This window comes from Variovorax rhizosphaerae, from assembly GCF_037889975.1.
In the GTDB taxonomy this organism is placed as follows: Bacteria; Pseudomonadota; Gammaproteobacteria; order Burkholderiales; family Burkholderiaceae_C; genus Variovorax; species Variovorax rhizosphaerae.
This window is the reverse complement of sequence record NZ_JBBKZT010000002.1, coordinates 101,664-124,167: the sequence shown is the minus strand read 5'-3', so window position 1 is coordinate 124,167 and position 22,504 is coordinate 101,664. Positions and strand designations below refer to the sequence as shown.

Genomic DNA, 22,504 nt, shown 5'->3' with positions numbered 1-22,504 from the left:
AGCTTGACGGAGGGTGGCGTTCAATCGTTGGCCTGGAAGTCGACGGCTTTCATGATCGTGGCCCAGCGCGTCGTGTCTTCGCGCATGGTCTTCAGCAGGGCGTCGGCGGTGTCGCCGGTGGGATACATGCCGTTCTGCAGAAGTTGCTGGCGTACCTCGCGCGTGTTCACGGCGCGCATGAATTCGGCACGCAGTTGCTCGACGATCGGCTTCGGTGTCTTCGCCGGTGCGTAGTAGGCGAACCAAGCGGTCGCGATCACATCCTTGTAGCCCGCCTCGACGAAGGTCGGCAGGCTCGGCATCAGCGGCGAACGCTTGTCGCCGCTCGTCGCGAGCACCTTCACGCGGCCGCTCGGCAGCATCTGCAGCGCGCCGCCGACGGTGTCGAAGTAGACCGGGATGCTGCCGCCCATCACGTCCTGCCGCGCCGGCGTCGAGCCGCGGTACGGCACATGCACCATCTTCAGGCCGGCCGAGCGGTTCAGCATCTCGCCAAGGAAGTGCGAGGGCGTGCCGGCGCCGTACGAGGCAAAGCTGACCGCGCCGCCCTGCGCCTTGGCCCAGGTGACGAACTCGGCCAGCGTGTTGGCCGGCACGTCCTTGTTGACCACCAGCGCCAACTCGAAGCGGGCTGCATTGATGATCGGCTGGAAGTCCTTCACCGGGTCGTACGAGAGGTTCTTGTAGGCGCTCGGGTACATGGTCATCATGCCGGCCGTTCCCAGCAGCAGCGTGTGGCCATCGGGCGCCGCCGACTTCACCGCCTCGACCGCGATGCGGCCCGCCGCACCCGAGCGGTTGTCGACGATGAGCGGGCCCAGCGAGTCCCGCACCTGCTGCGCGATGGCACGCGTCAGCACGTCCTGCGTGCCGCCGGCCGGCACGCCGATCAGCACCTTGATCGGCGTGCCCGGCGTCATGGCGTTCTGCGCCATGGCGAAGGGCGTGAGGGCCATCGCGCCGATGGCGGCCAGCGTGGTGTTCAGGCGGCGGCGCTGCAGGTCCGGTCCGATGCGCATCGATGTGTCTCCTTGTGGGCTTGGGCTCACTTTAGAGCGCCGACAATTGATTCATCTAATCAACCATTCCCCGGACTTACCCGATGGCCGAAGCGCCGCGCCCGCTCGACGACCTGCTGCTCTATCGCATCAGCCGCCTGTTGTCGGTGGCGGGCGGCATGGTGATCCGCTTGTGCGAAGGACGCTTCGGCATCACGCGGCGCGAATGGCGGCTGATCGCGACGCTTGCCAGTCGCGGCGCGCTCGGGTCCTCGCAACTGGCCGAGCATGTGCAGCTCGACCGGGGCCGTACCTCCAAGGCGGTGGGGACGCTGGTCGCGAAGGGGCTGGTCTCGCGCAGCCAGCCGGTCGGCGATAAGCGGCATGTCGTGCTGCGGCTCACGCCGAAGGGCGAGACCTTGCATGCCGAACTCTTTCCGCTGGCGACGGAGATCAATGCGCAGTTGATGAGCGTGCTGGACGATGCGGCACGCACTTCGCTGGACGATGCGCTGCGGCGCTTGCAAGCCCAGGCCGATGCGCTGGTGGCAGCGGCTGACTTGCCGAAAGCGGACCGCCGCCGTCGGGGCGGCGTGCCTTCAGCGGAGCGCGACTGAGGTCAATGCTCCGCGCCTCACGCACGCTGTCGGCGTGATCCCGCCGCGGACGCACTTCCGCAGCCTCACTCGTCGTGCGAATCATGCGTCGCGGCGGCACCCCGGCGCCAGTAACCCGACGCGCGGATCCACTTCGGATTGGCCCCGCACTCGTTGACGAGGTGGGCGCGCACGGCCTTGGCGTCGGCGGACTCGCACCCGACCCAGCAATGGAAGTCGCCGGTCGGCAGGCGCGTGTTGCGCAACGCGGTCAGCAAGGGCGGCTCCGACGAGTTCGCCCCGGCATCTTCCCGATGCACCCAGACCAGGTCGACATCGGCGCGGCTTTCCAGCGCAATGTGATCGTCCGGGCCATCTACCTCGGCCAGCACCAGCGTACGCGCGCCGGCGGGCAGTTCGGCGAGTCGGCGCGAGATCGCGGGCAAGGCGGTGTCGTCGCCGACCAGCAGGTGCCAGTCGAAATCCATCGGCACGACGAAGGAGCCGCGCGGTCCGCCGATGCCGATGACCTGGCCCGGTTGCGCCTGTTCGGCCCAGCGCGTGGCGGGCCCCGCTTCGTGCAAGGCGAAGTCGATTTCCAGCAGGCGCGCCTCGGCATCGAAGCGGCGCGGCGTGTAGTCGCGCATGACGGCCTTGGGGCCGGGCGGCCAAGACGGGCTGCCATCGGCGCCGATGGTCGGCACGGTCAGCACGCCGGTCACGGCGTCGGGCAGCGTGAGCTTGACGTGGTCGTCGAAGCCCAGGCTGATGAAGCCTTCGAGCGCATCGCCGGTGAGCGTGATGCGCACCAGGTGCGGCGTGACGCGCTGCACGGTGTGCACTTCGAGCTTGCGAAAACGCAGCGGATGCCGCACGCGATGCGGCAGGCGGGCGGGGAGGGTGGTGAGGGTGGTGCTCATCGTCAGATTTGTTCCAGTTGCTGGGCCGCGCTGTCGAGCACGGCCGCGAAGGCGCTGGCTTGCGCCGGTGTGAGGGGCTCGCGCGAGAGGCGCATGCGCATCGCGAGCTTGAGGTTTTCGATGGCCCGCGTCACCTGCGGCGGCCGTCCGCCGCGCGGGCCGGCGCCGTCGACGCCGCCCTGCATGCGGGCCAGCATCGCATCGGCCGTCACGCGGTTCTCGGCCAGGAAGTCCTGGCCCGCCGGGGTGATGCTGTAGCGCTTGCGTCCGCCGGCATCGGCCTCGTCCACGGTGAGGTAGCCGAGTTCTTCCAGCAGGGTGAGCGTGGGGTAGACGGTGCCCGGGCTCGGGCTGTAGCTGCCGCCGAGACGGTCTTCGATCGACTTGATCAGTTCGTAGCCGTGGCTGGGCTTGTCGGCGATCAGCTGCAGCAGCACGAAGCGCAGGCCGCCGTGGCCGAACACGCGACCGCCGCCACGCATGCCCTCGCGCATGCCGTCTCGATGGTGATCGCCTCGGCCCCGCCCGCCGGCACCGGGGCCGTCGCCGTGTTCGCCACGACGGATGCAGCGCTCGAAGTTCTTGAAATGGCGCATTTGCAAATCCTGATTGCTTGTTTAGATGCAGTTACGATATATCTAAATCGAATCTAAATCAAGTCGAAAGCAGAGACGACCCTGATGTGTTCAGGGTTCCAGCAGCGCGAGAGTGCGTGGGTCCGGGACGCCGCCGAAGTACTTGCGCAGGCACGCGTCGAACACCGTCTTCTCCGGCGCGGCCTTGGCAAAGAGCGTCATCGATGACCGGAACTTGAGGTCGTCCGGCGGGCCGAGGATGAGGTCGAGCGGCGTGTCGGCCACATCGAGCACCAGTGCGCTGCAGGCCTCCAGACGTGGCCCGAGCAGCGGATGCCGCAGGTAGTCGCGCGCCTCGGCCAGCGACGCGATCGCATAGCGCCGGGCCATCGCGCTGTGCCCCAGTCCGTCGAGTTGGGGAAAGATGAACCACATCCAGTGGCTGCGCTTGCGACCTGCGCTCAGCTCGGCCAGCACGGTGTCGTAGACCGGCGCCTGTGCATCGACGAAGCGTTGCAGGGCGGCCTGGTCGGTCATTCAGCAAGATCCGGGGTGTGCGCTGCGGTGCGAGCTTGCTTGCGGCGGCCCGGCGCGGCGCTCATTGAGAACTCTCCACGCTGTGCGTTGCGGTGCCAGCGGCTTCGAGCGGCCGGGCGGTGCGCATGGCCGTCAGCGCGTGCGGTAGTGCGAGACGCCCGCGTCGATGGTGCCGAAGACCTCGACGCCGCTCCCGCCGGTCGAAGTGCCGGCGCCCTGGCTGCCGTTGGCCGGTGAAGATGGCGCGGTGCCGCAGCCGGCCACGAGGCAGAGCACGGCCGCGGAGATGGCGGCAAGCAGGATCTTTTTCAATTCAGCTCCTTGAGGCGATGGCCGGCGTGCCTTCCGGTGCCGGCGGGCCTTCAGCATACGACCCCGCGCCGGCCTCCTCCGTCCGAAGCTTGGGCAGGTGTTGTGGGTATTCACGCTGCATGAAGGTCATCATCCCTTCGCGAATGCGGCAGCGCAGGTCGAAGGCCAATCCCGCCGTCGCCGCCGTGGCCAGCATGCGCACCTGCATGCTGCGTTCGGTGACGTCGGTCACCTGCAGCACGAAGGTGCGGCCGTCCCATTCCGGCGCCGCGCGCACGATGCGCTCCAACTCCGCGCGCAGAGGCGCCAGCGGCGTGCCGTAGTCGACGTAGATGAAGGCCGAGCCGAGCAACTGCGCGGTGTGCCGCGTCCAGCACTGGAACGGCTTCTCGATGAAATAGCTGAGCGGCAATATCAGGCGCCGGTCGTCCCACAGCTTCATCACGACGAAGGTGCCGGTGATTTCCTCGACCGTGCCCCATTCGCCCTCGACCACCAGCACGTCGTCGAGGCGGATCGGCTGCGCCAGCGCGATCTGCAGCCCGGCGATGAGGTTGCTGAACACCGGCTTGGCCGCCAGGCCGACGATCAGGCCGATGATGCCGGCCGACGCCAGCAGGCTGGCGCCGACCTGCCGCGCTCCCGGAAAAGTCATCAGGACCAGCGACACACCCGCGACCAACACCATCCCCACGGCAGTGCGCGACAGCACGCGCGCCTGCGTGTGGATGCGGCGCGCGTTCAGGTTGTCCGCGACGTTCGCGGGGTACTTGGTCAGCAGGCCTTCGGTGAAGCCCGAGATGGCCCGCACCAGCAGCCAGGTCAGCGCGGCGATCACCAGCAGCCCATTCAGGTGCCGCACGGTATTGATGTAGCGCAGGTCGTCCGGCGCGGCCTGCCACACCATCTGCAATGCGACCAGCGGCAGCGCCCAGCGCGCCGCCGAGCGCGCCTTGTCGACCATCGCATTCAAGCCGGGCGTCGGTCGCGTCACGCGCATCAGCACCAGCCCGCCGATGCGATAGGCGATCAGCGCTGCAGGCACCGCGACCAGGGCGGCCAGCCAGGTGCCGAACCAGGGATGTTCCAGCAGCAGTTGTGCGTTCATCGGGAAACCTGGGTGCTCCGCGCTGCGGGCCGGCAGGGTCTGGGGCGGCCTTGCGTAGACCCCCGGCGGGCCCCCACGCTTGGCGCATGTGCGTCCTTCTTGCCGCCGACGGCGGCGCGAGCTTGCCTGGGGCGCGGCGCGGCACTCATGCCGCTTCGTGCGGGACGGTGCCCGCAACTGGCGTGGCGGCAGGCGGCGCGGCGGCCGTCGCCGACGACGGCTGCAGGATGCGCGCCGCGTCATCCCGGATCTGCGTCGCAATGCCCGTGGCCAGGTCGAGCCGGCGCAGCAGCCATGGGCTGATGTCGTTCTCGAACGGGTCGGGCAGCGGAATCGCGCCGCCCAATGCGGTGGCGGGCGCGCTCGTGGGCATCGGCGTGGACGCGATCGGTGCGCTGCCGATCAGCGACTCGATGCGCTCCGCGGTACGCAGCAGCGGCCCTTCGATATCGGCCGGCGTGAGCCGGTCGCGCCGCAGCACCAGCATCGACTTGATCGCGCTGAGCTGTGCGAGCAACTGGTAGCTGTGGGCCTGCAGGTGTTCGAGCGGTTCCATGGGCGGGCGCACGGCGCGCGGCTCGGCCAGCGAGCGCTGGGTGGCCTGCACCAGCGCGGATAGGCTGTCGAAGGCTTCGCGCCGCGCCAGCCGCCATTCAAGCTCGATGCTGTTGTCGATGTCATGCAACTGCCCCAGCCCCAGCGCGAGCCGGGCATGCAATGCCTGCGCGACCAAGGTGCGCCTCACCAGGTCGGGAAGCTGGCCGCGCTCCCACGACGGCAGCACGTAGCAGAAGGCCCACGACACCGCGACGCCGATCAGCGTGTCCGCGATGCGCTCGACCAGCGCGAAGGTCGTGCTCGCGCCCATGTTCAGCAGGTGCGCCTGCACCAGGCCGAGCACAGTGCCTGCCACGGACGTGACCAGGTACTTGCGCACTGCGAAACCATGCGCAATCGCCTGCGCGAAGGTCACGCAGGCGAGCAGCAACATGGCCGACGGATGCGTCGCCAGCAGGCCGACGGCCAGCACGCAACCCAGCAGGGTGCCGGCCACGCGGGCATTGCGCCGTTCCAGCGTCTGGGAGAGGCTCCCGCGCAGCACCACCACGATGGTGAGCAGGATCCAGTAGTCGTGCGAGCCCCAGGGCATGAAGACGGCAATGGTGTAGCCGACCGCGATCGCGAGCGTGGCCCGGATGGCGTGGCGCAGCGGCGGCGCGTCCCAATGCCACAGCGCCAGGAAAGGCCGCCAGGACCAGGCGGTCGGGCTCACGAACACCCGCCAGTTGGCGCGCACCACGGCCAGGTCGGGCTCGATCTCGTGGCGCATGAGCTTGTTCAGCTTCAGCACCTCGTCGTTGATGTGGCCGATGCGGTTGGCCAGGCCGCGTGCCAGCACGGCGGGCGACGGGCCGGCATGCGGCGGGGCGTGCGGGTGGTCCGCCGGCAGGTGGATCATCGACAGGCGCGGCCGAAGGTCGGCCAGCGGGCCCGGCGTGCGGAACATCAGCATCGCGTCGGCGATCGCGACGACCTCATCGGACAACTGCTCCAGCACGCTGCGCATCTCGGCCAGCGCCGGCGCATGCTCGGGCAACTGGGTGAGCGCGTCCAGGTCGAGTTCGCTGGCCAGCAACTGGTCGCGCATCTCCAGCACCACCACCAGCATGCCGGCCAGCCGCTGGCGCCGGGGCGTGCGTGGCGATTCGAGCGCAATGTCGCGTGCGCCCTGGATCTGGTCGGCGAATGCGGCGGTCTGCTGCAACAGCAGGCCGAGCAGCGGCGCGGGCGTGTCGCGCACGTCGCTGGTCTCGTCAGGCGCCTTGAACTGGCTGGCCTCGGTGCGCATCAGCGCCGCCATCGAATACAGCACGTCCGCGATCAGCAGCGTGCGATAGCGCCCGTTCATGGCGAGGTTGGCCAGCGTGGCATAGACCACGTAGAGCCCGGCGCCGAGCGCGAAGTGGGCGGTGCGATCGAGCGCTTCCTGCAATCCCGTCGGCGCGGGCGTCGCCATCGAGAAGATCATCGCGAACATCACGGCGATGGCGATCGGGATGCCGCGCTTGCCCCAGGCCATGGCGCTGAAGGCGATGAAGGTGGCGGGAATCAGCACCATGCCCAGCCGGATCGGCATGGTGTGCAGCATCTGCACCGCAAAGAACAGCGGGATAGACAGCAGCGGTGCCGGCAGCATCTGCAGGAACTTGCCGCGCCGCGGGCCGGGCGCGTCGGGCGGCGTGGCCACGATCACGCCGACGGTGGCCGCGGCGCTGGCGATGGCGCCCAGCCACAGGTGCACCGCGCCGGAGATCAGGAACAGCCCGAGCGCAACGGACAGGCCGTTCGCAACATAGTGGCTCAACGCAACACGCAACGCGGCGCGGGTGCGCAGCGCCGCAGTGGCGTGTGGCGCCACCCCTTGCATCACTCGCCGGCGGGATCGGCCGGCGCGGCGACGGGCGGACGGGCGCGGGTCAGCTTGCGCGGCGCCGGCGCTGCCGCGCTTGCGGGTGCTGCGGACCCGTCGCTGCCATCAGGCTGCTGCAAGTCGACCGTGCTACGGGCGTAGAGGTCCTTCGACGAGTCGACGGCACGGATGCGGTCGCTGGCCGCCATCTTGTCGTCGACACCGGCGAACTTCGAATATTTGGTCAGCAGCGGCACCAGTTGGCCGTAGATCTTCGGATTGCCGGCCAGGCATTCGCGCTGGTCGAGGAAGTCGGGCTCGCCGGTGAAGTTGCCGATCAGGCCACCGGCCTCGGTCACCAGCAGCGAGCCGGCGGCGATGTCCCACGGGTTCAGGCCGGTTTCGAAGAAGGCGTCGCTGAAGCCCGCGGCCACGTAGGCCAGGTCCAGCGCGGCCGAACCCGGGCGGCGCAGGCCGGCGGCGCGCGGCATCAGGTCGGCCATGATGGCCAGGTACTGCTTGAAGTTGTCGCCGGTGCGGAACGGGAAGCCGGTGGAGATCAGGCACTCGTTCATGCGGGTGCGCTTGCTCACGCGGATGCGTCGGTCGTTCATGAAGGCGCCGCGGCCCTTGGTGGCGGTGAACAGGTCGTTGCGGCTCGGGTCGTAGATGACGGCCTGTTCGATCTTGCCGCGGACCGACAGCGCGATCGACACGCAGTACACCGGGAAGCCGTGGATGAAGTTGGTGGTGCCGTCGAGCGGGTCGATGATCCAGACGAATTCCGAATCCTTGGCGCCGTGCTCGGTGCCCGATTCCTCGGCCAGGATGCCGTGGCCGGGGTAGGCCGTCATGATGGTTTCGATGATCACGCGTTCGCTCGCGTGGTCCACCTCTGTCACGAAGTCGTTCACCTGCTTCTGCGAGACGCGCACGGCCTCGACGTCGAGCGCGGCGCGATTGATGATGGCGCCCGCGGCGCGTGCGGCCTTGATGGCCACATTGATCATGGGATGCAGATTGGGTGAAGACATGGACTGTGAGAAAGAACGCGGGGCCAGGGAGACCGGTGGATGCGACCCGGCGATGCGGGCGGCGACAATCCCCGAGTTTACCCGGCACGTCCCCTTCAGCCCCCATTTCCAGCTCATGCGCACCCGCTTCATTCTGATCCAGACCAGCCATGCCGGCAACGTCGGCGCCGCCGCGAGGGCGATGAAAACCATGGGCTTCGGCGACCTGGTGCTGGTGGCCCCGCGCTGGGCCAATGTGTTGCGGCGGGAGGAGACGATCCAGCGGGCCAGCGGCGCGCTGGATGTGCTGGCCAACGCCCGCATCGTCGAGACGCTGGCCGAGGCGCTTGACGGCATCACGCACCTGTGCGCCACGGCGATGATCCCGCGTGACTTCGGGCCGCCAACGCGCACGCCGCGCGAGCACCTGGAGCCGCTGGCGAGGGGCGATGGACAACACGTGGCTTTCCTGTTCGGGTCGGAGCGCTTCGGCATGCGCAATGAGGACGTGTACCGCTGCAACGTGGCGCTGAGCATTCCGGCCGATCCTGCCTTTGGCTCCTTGAACCTGGGGGCGGCGATCCAGTTGATCGCGTATGAATGGCGACTGGCGCTGGGTGGCTTCGAGGTGCGCGATGCGACGCCGGAGCACGTTCCGGCTGACGCGCAGGCCGTGGCGGGCATGCTGGCGCATTGGGAGCGTTCACTGGTGCAGATCGGTTTCCTGGACCCCTCGGCACCGAAGAAGCTGATGCCCCGGCTGCAACAGCTTTTCAATCGCGCGCAACCGACGCAGGAGGAGATCCACATCCTGCGCGGCATTGCCAAGGCGATGGTGGACCCGCATCGCCCTCCCGTGGAGGGGGAATCCACAGCGCCCGTAGGTGATGCCGGCGCACCTTAGACTTTGCTTCCCCTATCGATATCACCCAAAGATGTTTGCCCGAATCCGCTCCGACATCCAATGCATCCTCGAGCGCGACCCGGCCGCCCATTCGGCATGGGAAGTGTTGACGCTCTATCCCGGCCTGCATGCCGTGGTGCTGCATCGTCCGGCGCACTGGTGTTGGAACCATGGGCTGCGGTGGCTGGGCGGCTTCATCTCGCATTTCTCGCGGTGGATGACGGGGATCGAGATCCATCCGGCGGCGAAGGTCGGCGAGCGGGTGTTCTTCGACCATGCCATGGGTGTGGTGGTGGGCGAGACGGCCGAGATCGGCGATGGGTGCACGATCTACCAGGGCGTGACGCTGGGCGGGACTTCGCTCTACAAGGGGACGAAGCGGCATCCGACGCTGGGGCGCAATGTGGTCGTCAGCGCTGGGGCCAAGGTGCTGGGCGGGTTCACCGTGGGCGATGGGGCGCGCATCGGCGCCAATGCGGTGGTGATCAAGCCGGTGCCGGCGGGCGCGACGGCGGTGGGTATTCCGGCGCGGATCATTCCGGCCAAGGCTGATCGTGCTTCGGGCGAGAACGGGGAGACGTTCCTGGCCTATGGGGTGACGCAGAGCGACGATCCGTTGTCGCTGGCCATGCGTGGGCTGATCGACAACGCCTCGTCGCAGGAGCATCAGATCGCGTTGCTGTGGCAGGCGATCGAGACGCTGTCTGCGGAGCGGGGGAAGAAGTCGGATTGCGTGCCGGGGGATGCGGCGCGGGATGAGTGCTTTGAGGCGGAGAAGCTGACGGAGTTGGTGGGCAAGTAGCTTGCGCTTGAGGCGTGCGATGCGCCGTTGAATCCCGTGCTCACTGCGGGGAGCGCCCGGCATGCGGCACGGGCCGTGCGACCCTACTGCGGCGGCCCCTTCGGGGCTCCCTTCCAGTGCTCGCGTTTGGCGGGGTCCACATGAACTCGCTTCGCTCAAACAGCATGTGGCCCTCGTCCGCCAAACGCTGCGCGCTTCAGCACCGCAGAAGGGTCACCCGACCCGCACCGCATACCGGGCTTGGGGGTGTGCGGACATCCCCGTCGCTTGCTGACCCGGCCCGTTCGACTGCCCAGGCAAGAGCGCGGGCGTTGGGCGCAGGCGACCTTGGCCCCTTACTTCGGCCGAATTGCCGTCTTCGGCCGCCAAGCCTTGCAGATGCTGTCGTCCGTATCGAAATACGGTCCGCCGATCAGGTCGATGCAGTACGGCACGGCCGCGAAGATGCCCGGCACGATCTGCTTGCCCTCGGCGTCCTTCAAGCCCTCCAGCGTTTCCGCGATCGACTTCGGCTGACCCGGCAAGTTGAGGATCAGGCACTTGTCGCGGATCACGGCCACCTGGCGCGACAGGATCGCGGTCGGCACGAAATGCAGGCTGATCTGGCGCATCTGCTCGCCGAAGCCGGGCATTTCCTTGTGGGCCACGGCAAGCGTGGCCTCAGGCGTCACGTCGCGCAACGCGGGGCCGGTGCCGCCAGTGGTCAGCACCAGCGAGCAGCCGGCGTCGACCAGTTCGATCAAGGCGGCGCTGATGGCGGCCTGCTCGTCGGGAATCAGGCGGGACTCGAAGGTGATCGGATTCAGCAGCGCCCGCGACATCCAGTCCTTCAACGCCGGCAGGCCCTTGTCTTCGTAGACGCCGCTCGACGCGCGGTCGCTGATCGAGACGATGCCGATTCGCACTTCATCAAAGCTCACACCACAACTCCAATCAGGTTTCTTGATATTCCAGGGCTGGCCTTGCCTGGCCGCCGGTAATGCCTCGTGCAGCGGCGACCGGCCGGCGCTGCAAGGGACGCAGCGCCTTGGGGCAGTGGCCCCTAAGCGTCGTCCTCGCGCTCCAGGTCTTCCGACTGGGCCACGTGGTCGGCATTGCCGTGCGCAGCCAATTGCTCGCGCACGATCTGGAACACGTCGCGGTAGGCCTTGCCCTGGCGCGGGGCTTCGCCGGGCGGGCCGGCCTTGATGTCCTTGCGGGCCTGGCGCACCAGGGCGCGCAGTTGTTGCGCGTCGGTGGCAGGATGGGTTTCGATCCAGCCGCCGAGGGCGTCGTCGTCGGCGATCAGGCGGTCGCGCCAGCGTTCTGCTTCATGCAACATGGCTGTCTCCTCTGCGGGGGCACGGTGTTGCTCGGCCAGTGCGGCGCGCACGGCATCGAGCACTTCAGGGTCGAGGCCGCGCATCAGCTTGCCGATGAACTGCATCTGGCGGCGCTTGCCTTCGAAGTTGGTGATGCGCTTGGCTTCGCGGATCGCGTCGGCCAGCTTCTCGCCGAGCGGCAACGGGTCGAACAGGCCGGCGCGCAGGTTCAACAGGTCTTCGCCGATCTTTTGCAGTTCGGCGCTTTCGCGCTTGAGTTCGGTCTTGCTGGCTTCGTCGGTGCCTTTGAGCTCGCGCTTGAGTTCAAGGTCGAGTTCGCTGCCTTCGGCAACGAAGTGGCCACGGACGAAATAGCCTTTTTTGGGTTTGCGTGACATGTGCAGGCGTGGGGATTGGGCGCGTTCCGGAAATCCGGAACGGGCCTTTGGGAGGAGCCGCGTCATCCGACACAGGGGGCGCAAGTATCATAGCCACTACATGAAGACCAACCCGAAGACCTCGCCCGCGCAAGCGGAATCCGGCTTTGCCTACAGCCGCCCCTTCTTTGAAAACCTGGTCGACACGGCCCTGGCGCATGCCAAGAAGCTCGGCGCCACCGATGCGGGCGCCGAGGCCTCTGAGGGCTGCGGACTCAGCGTATCGGTGCGCAAGGGCGAACTCGAAAACGTCGAGCGCAACCGCGACAAGTCGCTGGGCATCACGGTCTACGTCGGTCATCGCCGCGGCAATGCGAGCACCTCGGACTTCTCCGAGGCCGCCATTGCGCAGACCGTGCAGGCGGCCTACGACATCGCGCGCTTCACCGCGGAAGACCCGGTCAGTGGCCTGCCGGACCTGGACGACATCGTCAAGGAGCAGCCCGACCTGGACCTGTTCCATCCCTGGTCGGTGACCAGCGAGGAAGCCGCCCGCATCGCGCTGGAATGCGAAGCTGCGGCGCTGTCGACCGACAAGCGCATCACCAACAGCGAAGGCGCCGGTGTCTCGGCGCAGCAGAGCCATTTCTTCAGCGCGCACACGCACGGGTTCCGGGGTGGCTATGCCAGCTCGCGCCACTCCATTTCGGTCGCGCCGATTGCCGGCAAGGGTGACGACATGCAGCGCGATGCCTGGTACAGCTCGATGCGCTCGGCGGATGAGCTGGCGGCGCCGGCTGCCGTGGGCCGATACGCGGCGGAGCGGGCGCTGAGCCGGCTCAAGTCACGGAAGATCAAGACGGTCGAATGCCCGGTGCTGTTCGAGTCGCCGCTGGCTGCGGGCCTGCTCGGCGGGCTGGTGCAGGCCACGAGCGGCGGCGCTCTTTACCGCAAGAGCAGCTTCCTGCTCGACTCGCTCGGCAAGCAGGTATTGCCTGACCACATGGATGTCGCGGAAGACCCGCATGTGCTGCGCGGCAAGGGCAGTTCGCCCTTCGACGATGAAGGCGTGACGACCAAGGCGCGCAAGGTGGTGGACGCGGGCCGGCTCGAAGGCTATTTCCTCAGCACCTATTCCGCGCGCAAGCTCGGCATGAAGACCACCGGCAACGCCGGCGGCTCGCACAACCTGACGCTGCGCTCGCGCCTCACGCAAGCGGGCGACGACCTTGATGCGATGCTGGCCAAGCTCGGCACCGGCCTGTTCGTGATCGAGTTGATGGGGCAGGGCGTCAACTACGTGACCGGCGACTACTCGCGCGGCGCGAGCGGCTTCTGGGTCGAGAAGGGGCGCATTGCCTTCCCGGTGCAGGAGATCACCATTGCCGGCAATCTCAAGGACATGCTGATGGGCATCGAGGCGGTGGGCGCGGATGTCTACAACTACGGCGCCAAGTCGACCGGCTCGGTGCTGGTCAACCGGATGAAGGTCGCGGGCTCATAGGCCTGCGCCTTGCGGCAGCAGGTGCTGCAGCAGTCGCCGCGCATTCGGTGAGAGCCCGTCCATCTGGCGCACGCAGGCCAGCAGATTGCGCGCGGCCCAATCGTCCGTGAGTTCGATGCGGCGGACATTCATGGTCGCAGCACATCGCTCGGCGGCGGTGAGCGGCACGATGCCGACGCCGATGCCCTGTTCCACCATGCCGCAGACCGATTCGAAGCTGCGCACGCGCACGCGGTAATTCAGCCGCTTGCCCATGCGCCGCGCGTGCTGGGCGATGTGCTCCTGCAGCGGATTGCCGTTGGCGAGGCCGATGAACTCGCTGTCCACCACGTCCATCAAAGCCACGCGACGGCGCCGGGCAAGCGCATGGCCGCGCGGCACGACCAGCACGAGGTCATCGCGACGGAACACGAACTGCGCGAGGCCTGCGACGTCGACCGCGTCCGAGACGATGCCGATGTCGCACAGGCTGCCGTGCAGCGCATCCACGATGTCCTGGCTGGCCCGCTCTTCCAGGTCCACCGAGACGCGCGGGTGCAGCGCGAGGAAGCGGGCAAGCGGCTCGGGCAGGTGCTCCGTCATGGCCGAGGTATTGCATTGCACGCGCACATGGCCCTGGAGGCCCGCGCCGTAGTCGCCCAGTTCTCCGTGCAACCGCTCCATCTGCTGGAGCACCACCCGCGCGTGGTGCAGCAGCGTGCGGCCGGCCTCGGTGGGTGTGACGCCTTGTGCATGGCGCAGCAGCAGCGGGCTGCCCAGATCTGCCTCCATGCCGCGCACGCGTTGGCTGGCGGAGGCGAGCGTCATGTGCGTGCGTTCGGCGCCGGCGGTGATGCTGCCGGCTTCGACGACGTTGAGAAACAGCCGCAGGTCGGTCAGGTCGAATCGCATGGTCGAGGACGGTATCACTGCTGCCGGACCGCTGCCTCAGGCTGTGCCTGAGGCCTGCTCTGCAACTTCCGCATTTTCGACTTTCGAGGTCTTCGGCAGACTCGGGCTTCACTCACCGACTGAATGGAGCAATGCACATGTCGATCTGGATGGCCTGGACCGCGACCACCGTCGTCTTCCTTCTGGCGGGCATGGTCAAGGGCGTGATCGGCCTCGGCTTGCCGACGGTGTCGATGGCATTGCTGGCGCTGTGGATGACGCCGGCGCAGGCGGCGGCGTTGCTGATCGTTCCCTCGCTGGTCACGAATGCCTGGCAGGCCGGGCCGCGGTCGACGCTGGCGGCCATGTTGCGAAGGCTCGGTGGCATGCAGGTCGGTATCGTCGTGGGGACCCTGGGCGGCGCATTCGTGTTCGGAGCGCCCGCTGGTGCGTGGGCGACCGCGGTGCTCGGGCTGGCGCTGGTCGGCTATGCGGCATGGGGCCTGGCCGGCTGGCGCGTGCAGGTGCCGGCCCGTCATGAGGCCTGGGGCGGGCCGGTGGCGGGCGCGCTCACGGGCTTGTTGACGGCGCTGACAGGCGTGTTCGTGCTGCCCGCCGTCCCCTACCTGCAGGGCCTGGGGATGGAGCGGGACGAACTGGTCCAGGCCATGGGGATCTCGTTCACCACGTCGACATTGGCGCTGGCGCTCGGACTGGCGACGAGCGGCGGTTATGCCGGCGCTGCCCTGGCGGGCTCGCTGCCGATGTTGCTGCCGGCCCTGCTCGGGATGGTGGCCGGGACGGCGCTGCGCCAACGGCTGCCGGTGGCGACCTTCCGGCGATGCTTCTTCGCGGGGCTGGCGCTGCTCGGCGTGTACATGGCGGGGCGACAGTTGATCGCTTGAGGGCAGGGGCGCGACACATTGGGCCAAGCCGATTGACCGGATCCGCCAACGCGCAATCGCGCTCGATTCGATAGATTGGCCTCCACCTTCATCCCCGGACATCCGCGCGCCATGCCCCCCGACATCAATCCGCTCTCCACCTCTCGCGCCCCGCTGACCGGTGTGCGCGTGCTCGACCTCACCCGGCTGCTGCCCGGCCCGGTGTGCACGATGCACCTGGCCGACCTCGGTGCCGACGTCATCAAGATCGAGGACACCGGTGCCGGTGACTATGCGGCGCCGGCCCTGCGTGCGCTGGTCCACCGCAACAAGCGCGCGATCAGGCTGGACCTGAAGCAGCCCGAAGGCGTGGCGGTGCTGCACGCGCTGGTGCGCGATGCCGATGTGCTCGTCGAGAGCTTTCGCCCCGGCGTGACCGACCGGCTCGGCGTGGGATGGGAGGCGCTGTCGCGCATCAATCCGAAGCTGGTCTATTGCAGCATCACCGGGTACGGCCAGACCGGTCCGAACCGCGACGACGCCGGGCACGATCTCAACTATTGCGCGATGGCTGGCGTCAGCGACCAGATCGGCCGCGACGGCGACGCACCGGCCTTGTCGAACGTGCCCATCGCCGACCTGATCGGCGGTTCGCTGACTTCGGCCATGGGCCTGCTGGCCGCGCTGTTCGATGCGTCCCGCACCGGGCGCGGCCGCCATGTCGACATCGCCATGGCCGACAGCATGCTGGCACATACAGTGGTGCCGATGGTCACGCTGGCACGCAATGGCCAGACCGCGCCCGCGGGCACCGACCGGCTGTCGGGCGGGCTGCCCTGCTACGCGTTCTACGCGACGCTCGACGGCCGCCAGCTGGCCGTCGGCGCGCTGGAGCGCAAGTTCTGGGATCGCTTCTGCGACGCGATCGAACGCGACGACCTGAAGCCGCTGCACATGCCAGCCGATCCGGCAAGCGCGGCGCGCGTGCGAGCCGAAGTGGCGGGCCTGATCGGCGCGCAGCCGCTCGCACATTGGGAGGCCGCGTTCGAGGACACCGACTGCTGCGTGACCCCGGTGCGGCGGCTCGAGGAAGCGCTGCAGGATCCGCACTTCAAGGCGCGCGGCATGGTCATCGAGGCCGCGGGTGAGGGCGGCGCGGCGCAGTTCGCGTGCCCGGTGAAGATGAGCGACTACACCTTCGAGGTGCGGCGCCCGGCCCCTGCACCCGGTGAGCACAACGACGAGATCCTGGCCGAGGCGGGCTATGCGATTGACGCCGTGGCGGCGCTTCGCCGGCAGGGCGTGCTGGGTTAAAAACGCGAGGTGACCGCGACCTCCCACCGCACCTCCTTCACCCGCCACACCATCCCGATCCAGCAGGTCGACCAGATCCTGCTCGGCGCGCGTGAACGGGGTCTGGATGTGCAGCGCCTGTTAACGCGCGCGGGCATTTCGGCGGCGCTGCTGGAAGCGCCGCTGTCCAGGGTGACCCAGGGTCAATATGCGGCACTGATCTTCGTGCTGCGCCATGCCATGCGCGACGAGCTGCTGGGTCTCGCGTCCCGACCCCTGCCGCCGGGCAGCTTTGCGCAGGGCTGCCGCGTGGTCATCGGCTGCCGCACGCTGGGCGATGCGATGCGGCTTGGCTTGCGCCACTACCGGCTGCTGCTGGACGACTTCGTGCCCCGCCTGCAGGTGCTGGATGGCGTGGCCGGCCTCTGCCTGTTGACCGGCCGTGCGCCCGCGCCGACTGCGGCGTATGCAGCACGCGTCTTCTCGTTCTTCGCCTATGGCCTGGTCGCGTGGCTGGTGGCGCGGCGCATTCCGCTGCTGTCGGTGGATTTCCCGCATTCGAGGCTCGATCCGATTGCCGAGGCGAGCACGCTGTACCAGGCGCCCGCCTGCTACGAGCGGCCCTGCACGGGCTGGCGCTTCGAGGCCCGCTGGCTCGACCTGCCGGTGGTGCAGAACGAGCAGAGCCTGCGCGAATTCATGCGGCAGGCGCCGGCCAGCCTGCTCGTGCGGTACCGCGACCAGACCAGCGTGACCGAGCGCATTCGCCGCATCCTGCGACGCCAACTGGCGGAGGAGCTGCCGTCGTTGGAAGACATCGGGCGGCAGTTGGCGATGACGCCGCAGACCCTGCGTCGACGGCTGCGTGACGAAGGGCAGGGCTTCCGGGGCATCAAGGACGACCTGCGGCGCGACGCGGCCATCGAGTGCCTGGCCCGGCCCGAACTGACACTGCCCGAGATCGCGGCGCAACTCGGGTTCTCGGAGGCCAGTACGTTTCATCGGGCGTTCAAGGCCTGGACAGGTGTGGCGCCGGGGGAGTACCGGCAGACGCGGTTGCGCGAGCGCTGAGGCCGCCTGGCGTGACCTGCATCACGTCCTGTATCGCACTGTCATTCAGATCGATTCCCGCTCCTGTGGCAGGCCATCGGTGCGGGCCTCTGCCATGGAGTCGACGGGGATCTTTACCAAGGCATCGAATATTGCGGCCGCGTTGACGGGGCGTTCGCGCAGCACGACGTCATTCCCCTGGTGAAAGATTTCCACTCGGTCGGCAGTGAATTGAAAGCCCCTTGGCAGGCGCACCGCCTGGCTGTTGCCGGAACGGAAGACTCTGGCGTAGGTCATTGGCATCCCCCTTGTGTATACGACGAGTATCTGCGCGCCTGGAGGCAAGCAGGCGCAGCTTCGGCATCGTTGTGCCACCTCCGCCTGGCGCTGGCACTTTCCGCCAAGCACTTTGACCGTACACGCCATTGGTCGCGCGCCCCGCGCGGCGCATCCTTGCGTCATCCCTCAACGAGACAACTGCAAGGAAGCGCGAATGAAACGCAAAGTTTTCGTGGCCGGCGTCGGCATGATTCCGTTCAGCAAGCCGGGTCGCAGCGACCCCTACATGGTCATGGGCGAACGTGCCGCAAGGCTCGCGCTCGACGATGCGCGCGTGCCCTATAGCGAGGTGCAGCAGGCCTATGTGAGCTACGTCTACGGCGACTCCACCGCGGGCCAGGCGGCGATCTACCGCGTCGGGCTCAGCGGCATCCCGGTGTTCAACCTCAACAACAACTGTTCGAGCGGTTCCAGCGCGCTCTACCTTGCGCGGCAGGCAGTGGAAAGCGGCATGGTGGAGTGCGCCATCGCGCTGGGCTTCGAGCAGATGGTGCCGGGTGCGCTCAAGGGTGCCTATGACGACCGCCCTTCGCCGATGGCGCGCTTCGCCGACACGATGGGCGAACTGCAAGGCTATGAACCCGCCGTGCCGCGCGCCGCGCAGTTCTTCGGCGGGGCAGGGCGCGACTACATGAAGCAGCACGGCATTCGCGCCGACACCTTCGGGCGGATATCGGTCAAGGCACGCCAGCATGCGGCGCGCAACCCGATGGCGGTGTTCCGCGACACCGTCACGCTCGATGAGGTGATGGCCTCGCCGGCGGTGTTCGATCCGCTCACGCGCCTGCAATGCTGCCCGCCGACCTGCGGCGCGGCGGCCACGATCCTGTGCTCGGAAGACTTCGCGAAGCGCCACAAGCTCGACATGCGCGTGTCGATCGCGGCCCAGGCGATGACGACCGACACGGCCAGCACCTTCGATGCCGGCGACATGCGCCAAGTGGTCGGCTACGACATGACACGCGCCGCCGCGCTGCAGGTCTACGAGGCGGCCGGCATCGGCCCGGAGGACATCGATGTGGTGGAACTGCACGACTGCTTCACAGCCAATGAACTCATCACCTACGAAGGCCTGGGCCTGACGCCGGAAGGCACGGCGGAGAAGTTCATCCTGGACGGCGACAACACCTATGGCGGACGCGTGGTGACGAATCCGTCCGGCGGCTTGCTGTCGAAGGGCCACCCGCTCGGCGCCACCGGTCTCGCGCAATGCGCGGAGTTGACCTGGCAACTGCGCGGGCAGGCCGATCAGCGCCAGGTCGAAGGTGCGCGTCTGGCGCTGCAGCACAACCTGGGACTCGGCGGCGCCTGCGTGGTCACGCTCTACCAGGTGCACTGACATGCTGGCGCTGACGCTATTCATCGGGCGGGCTGCACAGTGGACCGGCACAGGCCGGCGCGTCGCATGATTGACCGCAGCTTCATCGGGCACGAGATGCCCCCGTTCAGCGTGCCGGTAGAGGCAGGGCGGCTGCGCTTCTTCGCCAAGGCCACAGGGCAGGCCGATCCGGTCTATTCGGACGAAAGCGCCGCGCGCGCGGCCGGTCATCCCGGCCTGCCGGTGCCGCCGACCTTCCTGTTCTGCCTGGAGATGGAGGGCCCGAACCCCGCGGCCATCCGCGATTTGCTGGGCCTGGACTACCGCCGCCTGCTGCATGGCGAGCAGTCCTTCAAGTACCACGCGCCGGCCCATGCGGGCGACGTGCTGCGCTTCACGCAGCGCATCGAGGACATCTATGACAAGAAGGGTGGCGCGCTCGAGTTCGTGGTGCGTCGCACGCTGGTCGACAACCAGCGGGGCGAGCGCGTCGCCGAGATGCGCGCCGTGACGGTGATGCGCAATGGCTGAAGCAATCATGCAGATAACTGGACTGAACGACGACACCTTGCAGGTCGGCGACGCGCTGCCCGCGTTCGAGACCGAGCCGATCTCGCGCCTCTCGCTCGCGCTGTACTGCGGTGCGTCCGGCGACCACAACCCGATCCACGTCGACACCGACTTCGCACGCGCCGCCGGCCAGAAGGACGTGTTCGCACATGGCATGTTGTCCATGGCCTACCTGGCCCGCCTGCTGACCAACTGGGTGCCACAGGCGGCGGTGCGCGAGTTCGGCGTGCGCTTCGTCGCCATCACGCAGGTCGGCGACCGCATCCGCTGTCGCGCCACGGTGGTCGACAAGCACACCGTCGACGGCGAAAGGCGCGCGCGCCTCGTGCTCGAGACGGTCGACCAGAACGGCCAGGTCAAGCTCGCCGGCGACGCCGTGGTGGCGCTGTCGTGAGCCGACATCGCCGCATTTGATTTCCAACGGAGATAACGAATGAAGAAATTGCAAGGCAAGGTCGCACTGGTGTCGGGCTCTGGCCGCGGCATCGGCCGTGAGATCGCACTCAAGCTGGCCAGCGAGGGCGCGCGGATCGTCGTCAACGACCTGGATGAAGCACCGGCCAACGAAGCGGTGGCCGCAATCCGCGCCGCCGGCGGAGAAGCTGTGCCCTGCGTCGGCAGCGTCACGCAGGCCGACTTCGGCAAGCGCTTCGTCGACACCGCCGTCGAGCACTTCCAGGGCCTCGACATCATCGTGAACAACGCCGGCTACACCTGGGACAACGTGATCCAGAAGATGACCGATGCGCAGTGGGAAGACATCCTCGCGGTGCACCTCACGGCGCCGTTCCGCATCCTGCGCGCGGCATCGGATTTCATCCGCGACGCGGCGAAGAAGGAAGCCGAGGCCGGCACGCCGGTGTTCCGCAAGGTGGTCAACATCTCGTCCACCTCGGGCGTGTATGGCAACGCGGGGCAGGTCAACTATGCGGCGGCGAAGTCGGGTATCAACGGCATCACCAAGGCGATGGCCAAGGAATGGGGCCGCTACAAGGTCAACGTGAACAGCGTGGCCTTCGGCCTGATCAAGACCCGGCTTACCGAGGCCGATGCGCAGGCCGACGCCAGCATCGACATCGAGGGCCGCAAGATCAAGGTCGGCGTGAACCCGCAGATCCTCAAGAACGCCGAGTCGCTGATTCCGCTGGGCCGCGGCGGCACGCCGGAGGAGGCGGCCGGCGCGGTCTACATGTTCTGCATTCCCGAATCCAACTACGTCAGCGGCCAGGTGCTGGTTTGCGGCGGCGGCCGTCCCTGAAATGGAAACCCACCCCCGAAGCGCCTTCGGCGCCTCCCCCTCAAGGGGGCGCACCCACCAGCCCGGCAAAGCCGGTTCTGCGGGTGCCCACGAACAAGCAATGCGCGCCATGGCTTCGTGCATCGCGGGTCACGCGATAGCGTGGTGAAAAACTGATATGAGGCACGACATGATGACCTTCGAATCCTCCTCGCGCGCGTGGATGAACGCCGAACTGGACATGCTGCGCGACACCGCGCGCCGCTTCTTCGAAACCGAATGCGCGCCGCGCCAGGCCGACTGGGCCAAGCAGCAGCACATCGACCGCGAGATGTGGTCGCGTGCCGGTGAACTCGGCCTGCTGTGCGCCGGCATCCCAGAGCAATACGGCGGCGGTGGTGGCAGCTTCCTGCACGAGGCCGTGATCTGCGAGGAGCAGATGCGCGCGCTGGTCAACAGCTTCAGCATCAACGTGCACAGCGGCATCGTGGCCCACTACCTGCTGGCCTATGGCACCGAGGCGCAGAAGCAATCGTGGCTGCCGAAGATGACGCGTGGCGAGATTGTTGCGGCCATCGCCATGACCGAGCCCGGCGCCGGCACCGACCTGCAGCGCATCAAGACCACCGCCATCCGCGACGGCGACCACTACGTCATCAACGGCGCCAAGACCTTCATCACCAACGGCTACCACGCCGACCTGATCTGCGTCGCCGTCAAGACCGACCCGCAGGCCAAGGCCAAGGGCGTGTCGCTGGTGATGATCGAGACGCGCGACCTGCCGGGCTTCCGGCGCGGCAAGCTGCTCGACAAGATCGGGCAGCACGGGCAGGACACGGTGGAGCTGTTCTTCGACGACATGCGCGTGCCGGTCGGCAACCTGCTCGGCGAGGAAGAGGGGCGCGGCTTCGCGCAACTGATGCAGCAATTGCCGCGCGAGCGCCTGCTGCTGGCGGTCGGCTCGGCCGCGACGATGCAGCGCGCGGTCGATGACACGCTGGCCTACGTGCGCGAGCGCAATGTCTTCGGCGCGCCGTTGATGAGCCTGCAGAACACGCGCTTCAAGCTGGCCGAATGCCAGACCCAGGCCACCATCGCGCGCACCTTCGTCGACGACTGCATCGCAAAACTTGCGCGCGGCGAACTCGACGTGCCCACTGCCGCGATGGCCAAGTGGTGGATCAGCCAGACCACCTGCCAGGTGATCGACGAGTGCTTGCAACTGCACGGCGGCTACGGCTACATGAACGAGTACCCGATCGCTCGCATGTACACCGACGCGCGCGTGGGCCGCATCTATGGCGGCGCCAACGAAGTGATGAAGGAGATCATCGCGCGCGCGATGGACCAGAAGGTGTGAATCTTTCTACTGCGGCCACCGATCTCGGGCCTGCGGTGCTCACCGTACTGGAGTACGGCTCCGCTCCTCAGCCCGACCTCGGCGCCCTCGCTACGAAATCTTCACACCTTCTTAGCGCTCGCCCTTCGGCATGGCAGAACGGCCGCTTCGTCAAATACAGATAGGCGGAGGCGCGACGGCTTCATACGATGGTCTTGAGCGGCCCGGGCCGCCTTGCACCACACGA

Annotated in this window: 24 protein-coding genes; 12 read left to right on the top strand and 12 right to left on the bottom strand. The window is 67.8% G+C overall.

Annotated features, from left to right (window positions below; all coding sequences use genetic code 11):
• Window positions 1-20 precede the first annotated feature (20 nt).
• Window positions 21-1,019 (bottom strand): Bug family tripartite tricarboxylate transporter substrate binding protein, encoded by a 999-nt coding sequence (locus WKW82_RS04410; RefSeq protein ID WP_340341038.1) that lies wholly within the window; start codon window positions 1,017-1,019, stop codon window positions 21-23.
• Between the two features lie 83 nt (window positions 1,020-1,102).
• Here WKW82_RS04410 and WKW82_RS04405 point away from each other — a divergent pair, with 83 nt between their 5' ends.
• Window positions 1,103-1,615, top strand: a complete 513-nt coding sequence (locus WKW82_RS04405) for a MarR family winged helix-turn-helix transcriptional regulator (protein WP_340341037.1) — start codon at window positions 1,103-1,105, stop codon at window positions 1,613-1,615.
• Between the two features lie 65 nt (window positions 1,616-1,680).
• Here the strand turns inward: WKW82_RS04405 and WKW82_RS04400 are convergent, their stop codons facing one another.
• The 7 genes from WKW82_RS04400 to WKW82_RS04370 all read right to left on the bottom strand — a co-directional run bounded on the left by WKW82_RS04400 (window position 1,681) and on the right by WKW82_RS04370 (window position 8,490).
• Entirely contained in the window at window positions 1,681-2,514 is an 834-nt protein-coding gene (locus tag WKW82_RS04400; protein WP_340341036.1) for a siderophore-interacting protein, read from the bottom strand.
• 2 nt (window positions 2,515-2,516) lie between these two features.
• A complete protein-coding gene (locus tag WKW82_RS04395; RefSeq protein ID WP_340341035.1) occupies window positions 2,517-3,110 on the bottom strand; it encodes a PadR family transcriptional regulator in 594 nt (197 codons plus the stop codon).
• A 90-nt stretch (window positions 3,111-3,200) separates the two neighbouring features.
• Window positions 3,201-3,626 (bottom strand): DUF1810 domain-containing protein, encoded by a 426-nt coding sequence (locus WKW82_RS04390; protein WP_340341034.1) that lies wholly within the window; start codon window positions 3,624-3,626, stop codon window positions 3,201-3,203.
• A gap of 132 nt (window positions 3,627-3,758) precedes the next feature.
• Window positions 3,759-3,938, bottom strand: coding sequence for a hypothetical protein (locus tag WKW82_RS04385; protein WP_340341033.1), 180 nt, complete (start codon window positions 3,936-3,938; stop codon window positions 3,759-3,761).
• A gap of 1 nt (window position 3,939) precedes the next feature.
• Complete coding sequence (locus tag WKW82_RS04380; RefSeq protein WP_340341032.1) at window positions 3,940-5,046, bottom strand: mechanosensitive ion channel family protein; 1,107 nt, start codon at window positions 5,044-5,046, stop codon at window positions 3,940-3,942.
• A 145-nt stretch (window positions 5,047-5,191) separates the two neighbouring features.
• Window positions 5,192-7,474 carry an FUSC family protein gene (locus WKW82_RS04375; RefSeq protein WP_422823408.1) on the bottom strand — a complete coding sequence of 761 codons (2,283 nt, stop codon included), beginning with the start codon at window positions 7,472-7,474 and terminating at the stop codon, window positions 5,192-5,194.
• On the bottom strand, window positions 7,474-8,490 hold the full coding sequence (locus WKW82_RS04370) for an inositol monophosphatase family protein (RefSeq protein ID WP_340341030.1): 1,017 nt from the start codon (window positions 8,488-8,490) through the stop codon (window positions 7,474-7,476). The genes WKW82_RS04375 and WKW82_RS04370 overlap by 1 nt, the downstream gene beginning before the upstream one ends.
• Before the next feature lie 115 nt (window positions 8,491-8,605).
• Between WKW82_RS04370 and WKW82_RS04365 the strand changes: the two genes are divergently transcribed.
• Both WKW82_RS04365 and cysE read left to right on the top strand, forming a co-directional pair.
• On the top strand, window positions 8,606-9,373 hold the full coding sequence (locus WKW82_RS04365; protein ID WP_340341029.1) for an RNA methyltransferase: 768 nt from the start codon (window positions 8,606-8,608) through the stop codon (window positions 9,371-9,373).
• Complete coding sequence (cysE, locus tag WKW82_RS04360) at window positions 9,357-10,175, top strand: serine O-acetyltransferase (RefSeq protein ID WP_340341028.1); 819 nt, start codon at window positions 9,357-9,359, stop codon at window positions 10,173-10,175. Before WKW82_RS04365 ends, cysE begins: the two co-directional genes overlap by 17 nt.
• 335 nt (window positions 10,176-10,510) lie before the next feature.
• On the opposite strand, the gene mog is transcribed toward cysE, so the two are convergent.
• Window positions 10,511-11,095: a molybdopterin adenylyltransferase gene (gene mog / locus WKW82_RS04355; protein ID WP_340341027.1), complete on the bottom strand. Its 585-nt coding sequence runs from the start codon at window positions 11,093-11,095 to the stop codon at window positions 10,511-10,513.
• A 122-nt stretch (window positions 11,096-11,217) separates the two neighbouring features.
• Window positions 11,218-11,874 carry a ribosome biogenesis factor YjgA gene (gene yjgA / locus WKW82_RS04350; RefSeq protein ID WP_340341026.1) on the bottom strand — a complete coding sequence of 219 codons (657 nt, stop codon included), beginning with the start codon at window positions 11,872-11,874 and terminating at the stop codon, window positions 11,218-11,220.
• Between the two features lie 100 nt (window positions 11,875-11,974).
• Between yjgA and pmbA the strand changes: the two genes are divergently transcribed.
• Window positions 11,975-13,357, top strand: a complete 1,383-nt coding sequence (gene pmbA / locus WKW82_RS04345) for a metalloprotease PmbA (protein WP_340341025.1) — start codon at window positions 11,975-11,977, stop codon at window positions 13,355-13,357.
• On the opposite strand, the gene WKW82_RS04340 is transcribed toward pmbA, so the two are convergent.
• Window positions 13,352-14,248, bottom strand: a complete 897-nt coding sequence (locus tag WKW82_RS04340; protein WP_340341024.1) for a LysR family transcriptional regulator — start codon at window positions 14,246-14,248, stop codon at window positions 13,352-13,354. The genes pmbA and WKW82_RS04340 overlap by 6 nt on opposite strands.
• 131 nt (window positions 14,249-14,379) lie before the next feature.
• Here WKW82_RS04340 and WKW82_RS04335 point away from each other — a divergent pair, with 131 nt between their 5' ends.
• From WKW82_RS04335 to WKW82_RS04325, 3 genes are all read left to right on the top strand, one after another.
• Entirely contained in the window at window positions 14,380-15,132 is a 753-nt protein-coding gene (locus WKW82_RS04335) for a sulfite exporter TauE/SafE family protein (protein WP_422823407.1), read from the top strand.
• A gap of 111 nt (window positions 15,133-15,243) precedes the next feature.
• Complete coding sequence (locus tag WKW82_RS04330) at window positions 15,244-16,425, top strand: CaiB/BaiF CoA transferase family protein (RefSeq protein ID WP_340341022.1); 1,182 nt, start codon at window positions 15,244-15,246, stop codon at window positions 16,423-16,425.
• Window positions 16,426-16,434: 9 nt separating this feature from the next.
• Window positions 16,435-17,475, top strand: a complete 1,041-nt coding sequence (locus WKW82_RS04325) for an AraC family transcriptional regulator (protein ID WP_340341021.1) — start codon at window positions 16,435-16,437, stop codon at window positions 17,473-17,475.
• A gap of 45 nt (window positions 17,476-17,520) precedes the next feature.
• Here WKW82_RS04325 and WKW82_RS04320 read toward each other — a convergent pair whose 3' ends face one another.
• Window positions 17,521-17,751 carry an antitoxin gene (locus WKW82_RS04320; RefSeq protein ID WP_340341020.1) on the bottom strand — a complete coding sequence of 77 codons (231 nt, stop codon included), beginning with the start codon at window positions 17,749-17,751 and terminating at the stop codon, window positions 17,521-17,523.
• 196 nt (window positions 17,752-17,947) lie between these two features.
• On the opposite strand from WKW82_RS04320, the gene WKW82_RS04315 reads away from it, so the two are divergent.
• The 5 genes from WKW82_RS04315 (at window position 17,948) to WKW82_RS04295 (ending at window position 22,278) form a co-directional block, all read left to right on the top strand.
• The gene (locus WKW82_RS04315; protein ID WP_340341019.1) at window positions 17,948-19,132 is read left to right on the top strand and encodes a lipid-transfer protein; all 1,185 of its coding nucleotides are present in this window, start codon (window positions 17,948-17,950) and stop codon (window positions 19,130-19,132) included.
• 66 nt (window positions 19,133-19,198) lie between these two features.
• Window positions 19,199-19,642, top strand: coding sequence for a MaoC family dehydratase N-terminal domain-containing protein (locus WKW82_RS04310; protein WP_340341018.1), 444 nt, complete (start codon window positions 19,199-19,201; stop codon window positions 19,640-19,642).
• The gene (locus WKW82_RS04305) at window positions 19,635-20,075 is read left to right on the top strand and encodes a MaoC family dehydratase (protein ID WP_340341017.1); all 441 of its coding nucleotides are present in this window, start codon (window positions 19,635-19,637) and stop codon (window positions 20,073-20,075) included. The genes WKW82_RS04310 and WKW82_RS04305 overlap by 8 nt, the downstream gene beginning before the upstream one ends.
• A 39-nt stretch (window positions 20,076-20,114) precedes the next feature.
• The gene (locus WKW82_RS04300) at window positions 20,115-20,939 is read left to right on the top strand and encodes an SDR family NAD(P)-dependent oxidoreductase (protein WP_340341016.1); all 825 of its coding nucleotides are present in this window, start codon (window positions 20,115-20,117) and stop codon (window positions 20,937-20,939) included.
• 169 nt (window positions 20,940-21,108) lie between these two features.
• A complete protein-coding gene (locus WKW82_RS04295) occupies window positions 21,109-22,278 on the top strand; it encodes an acyl-CoA dehydrogenase family protein (RefSeq protein WP_422823406.1) in 1,170 nt (389 codons plus the stop codon).
• Window positions 22,279-22,504: the final 226 nt, after the last annotated feature.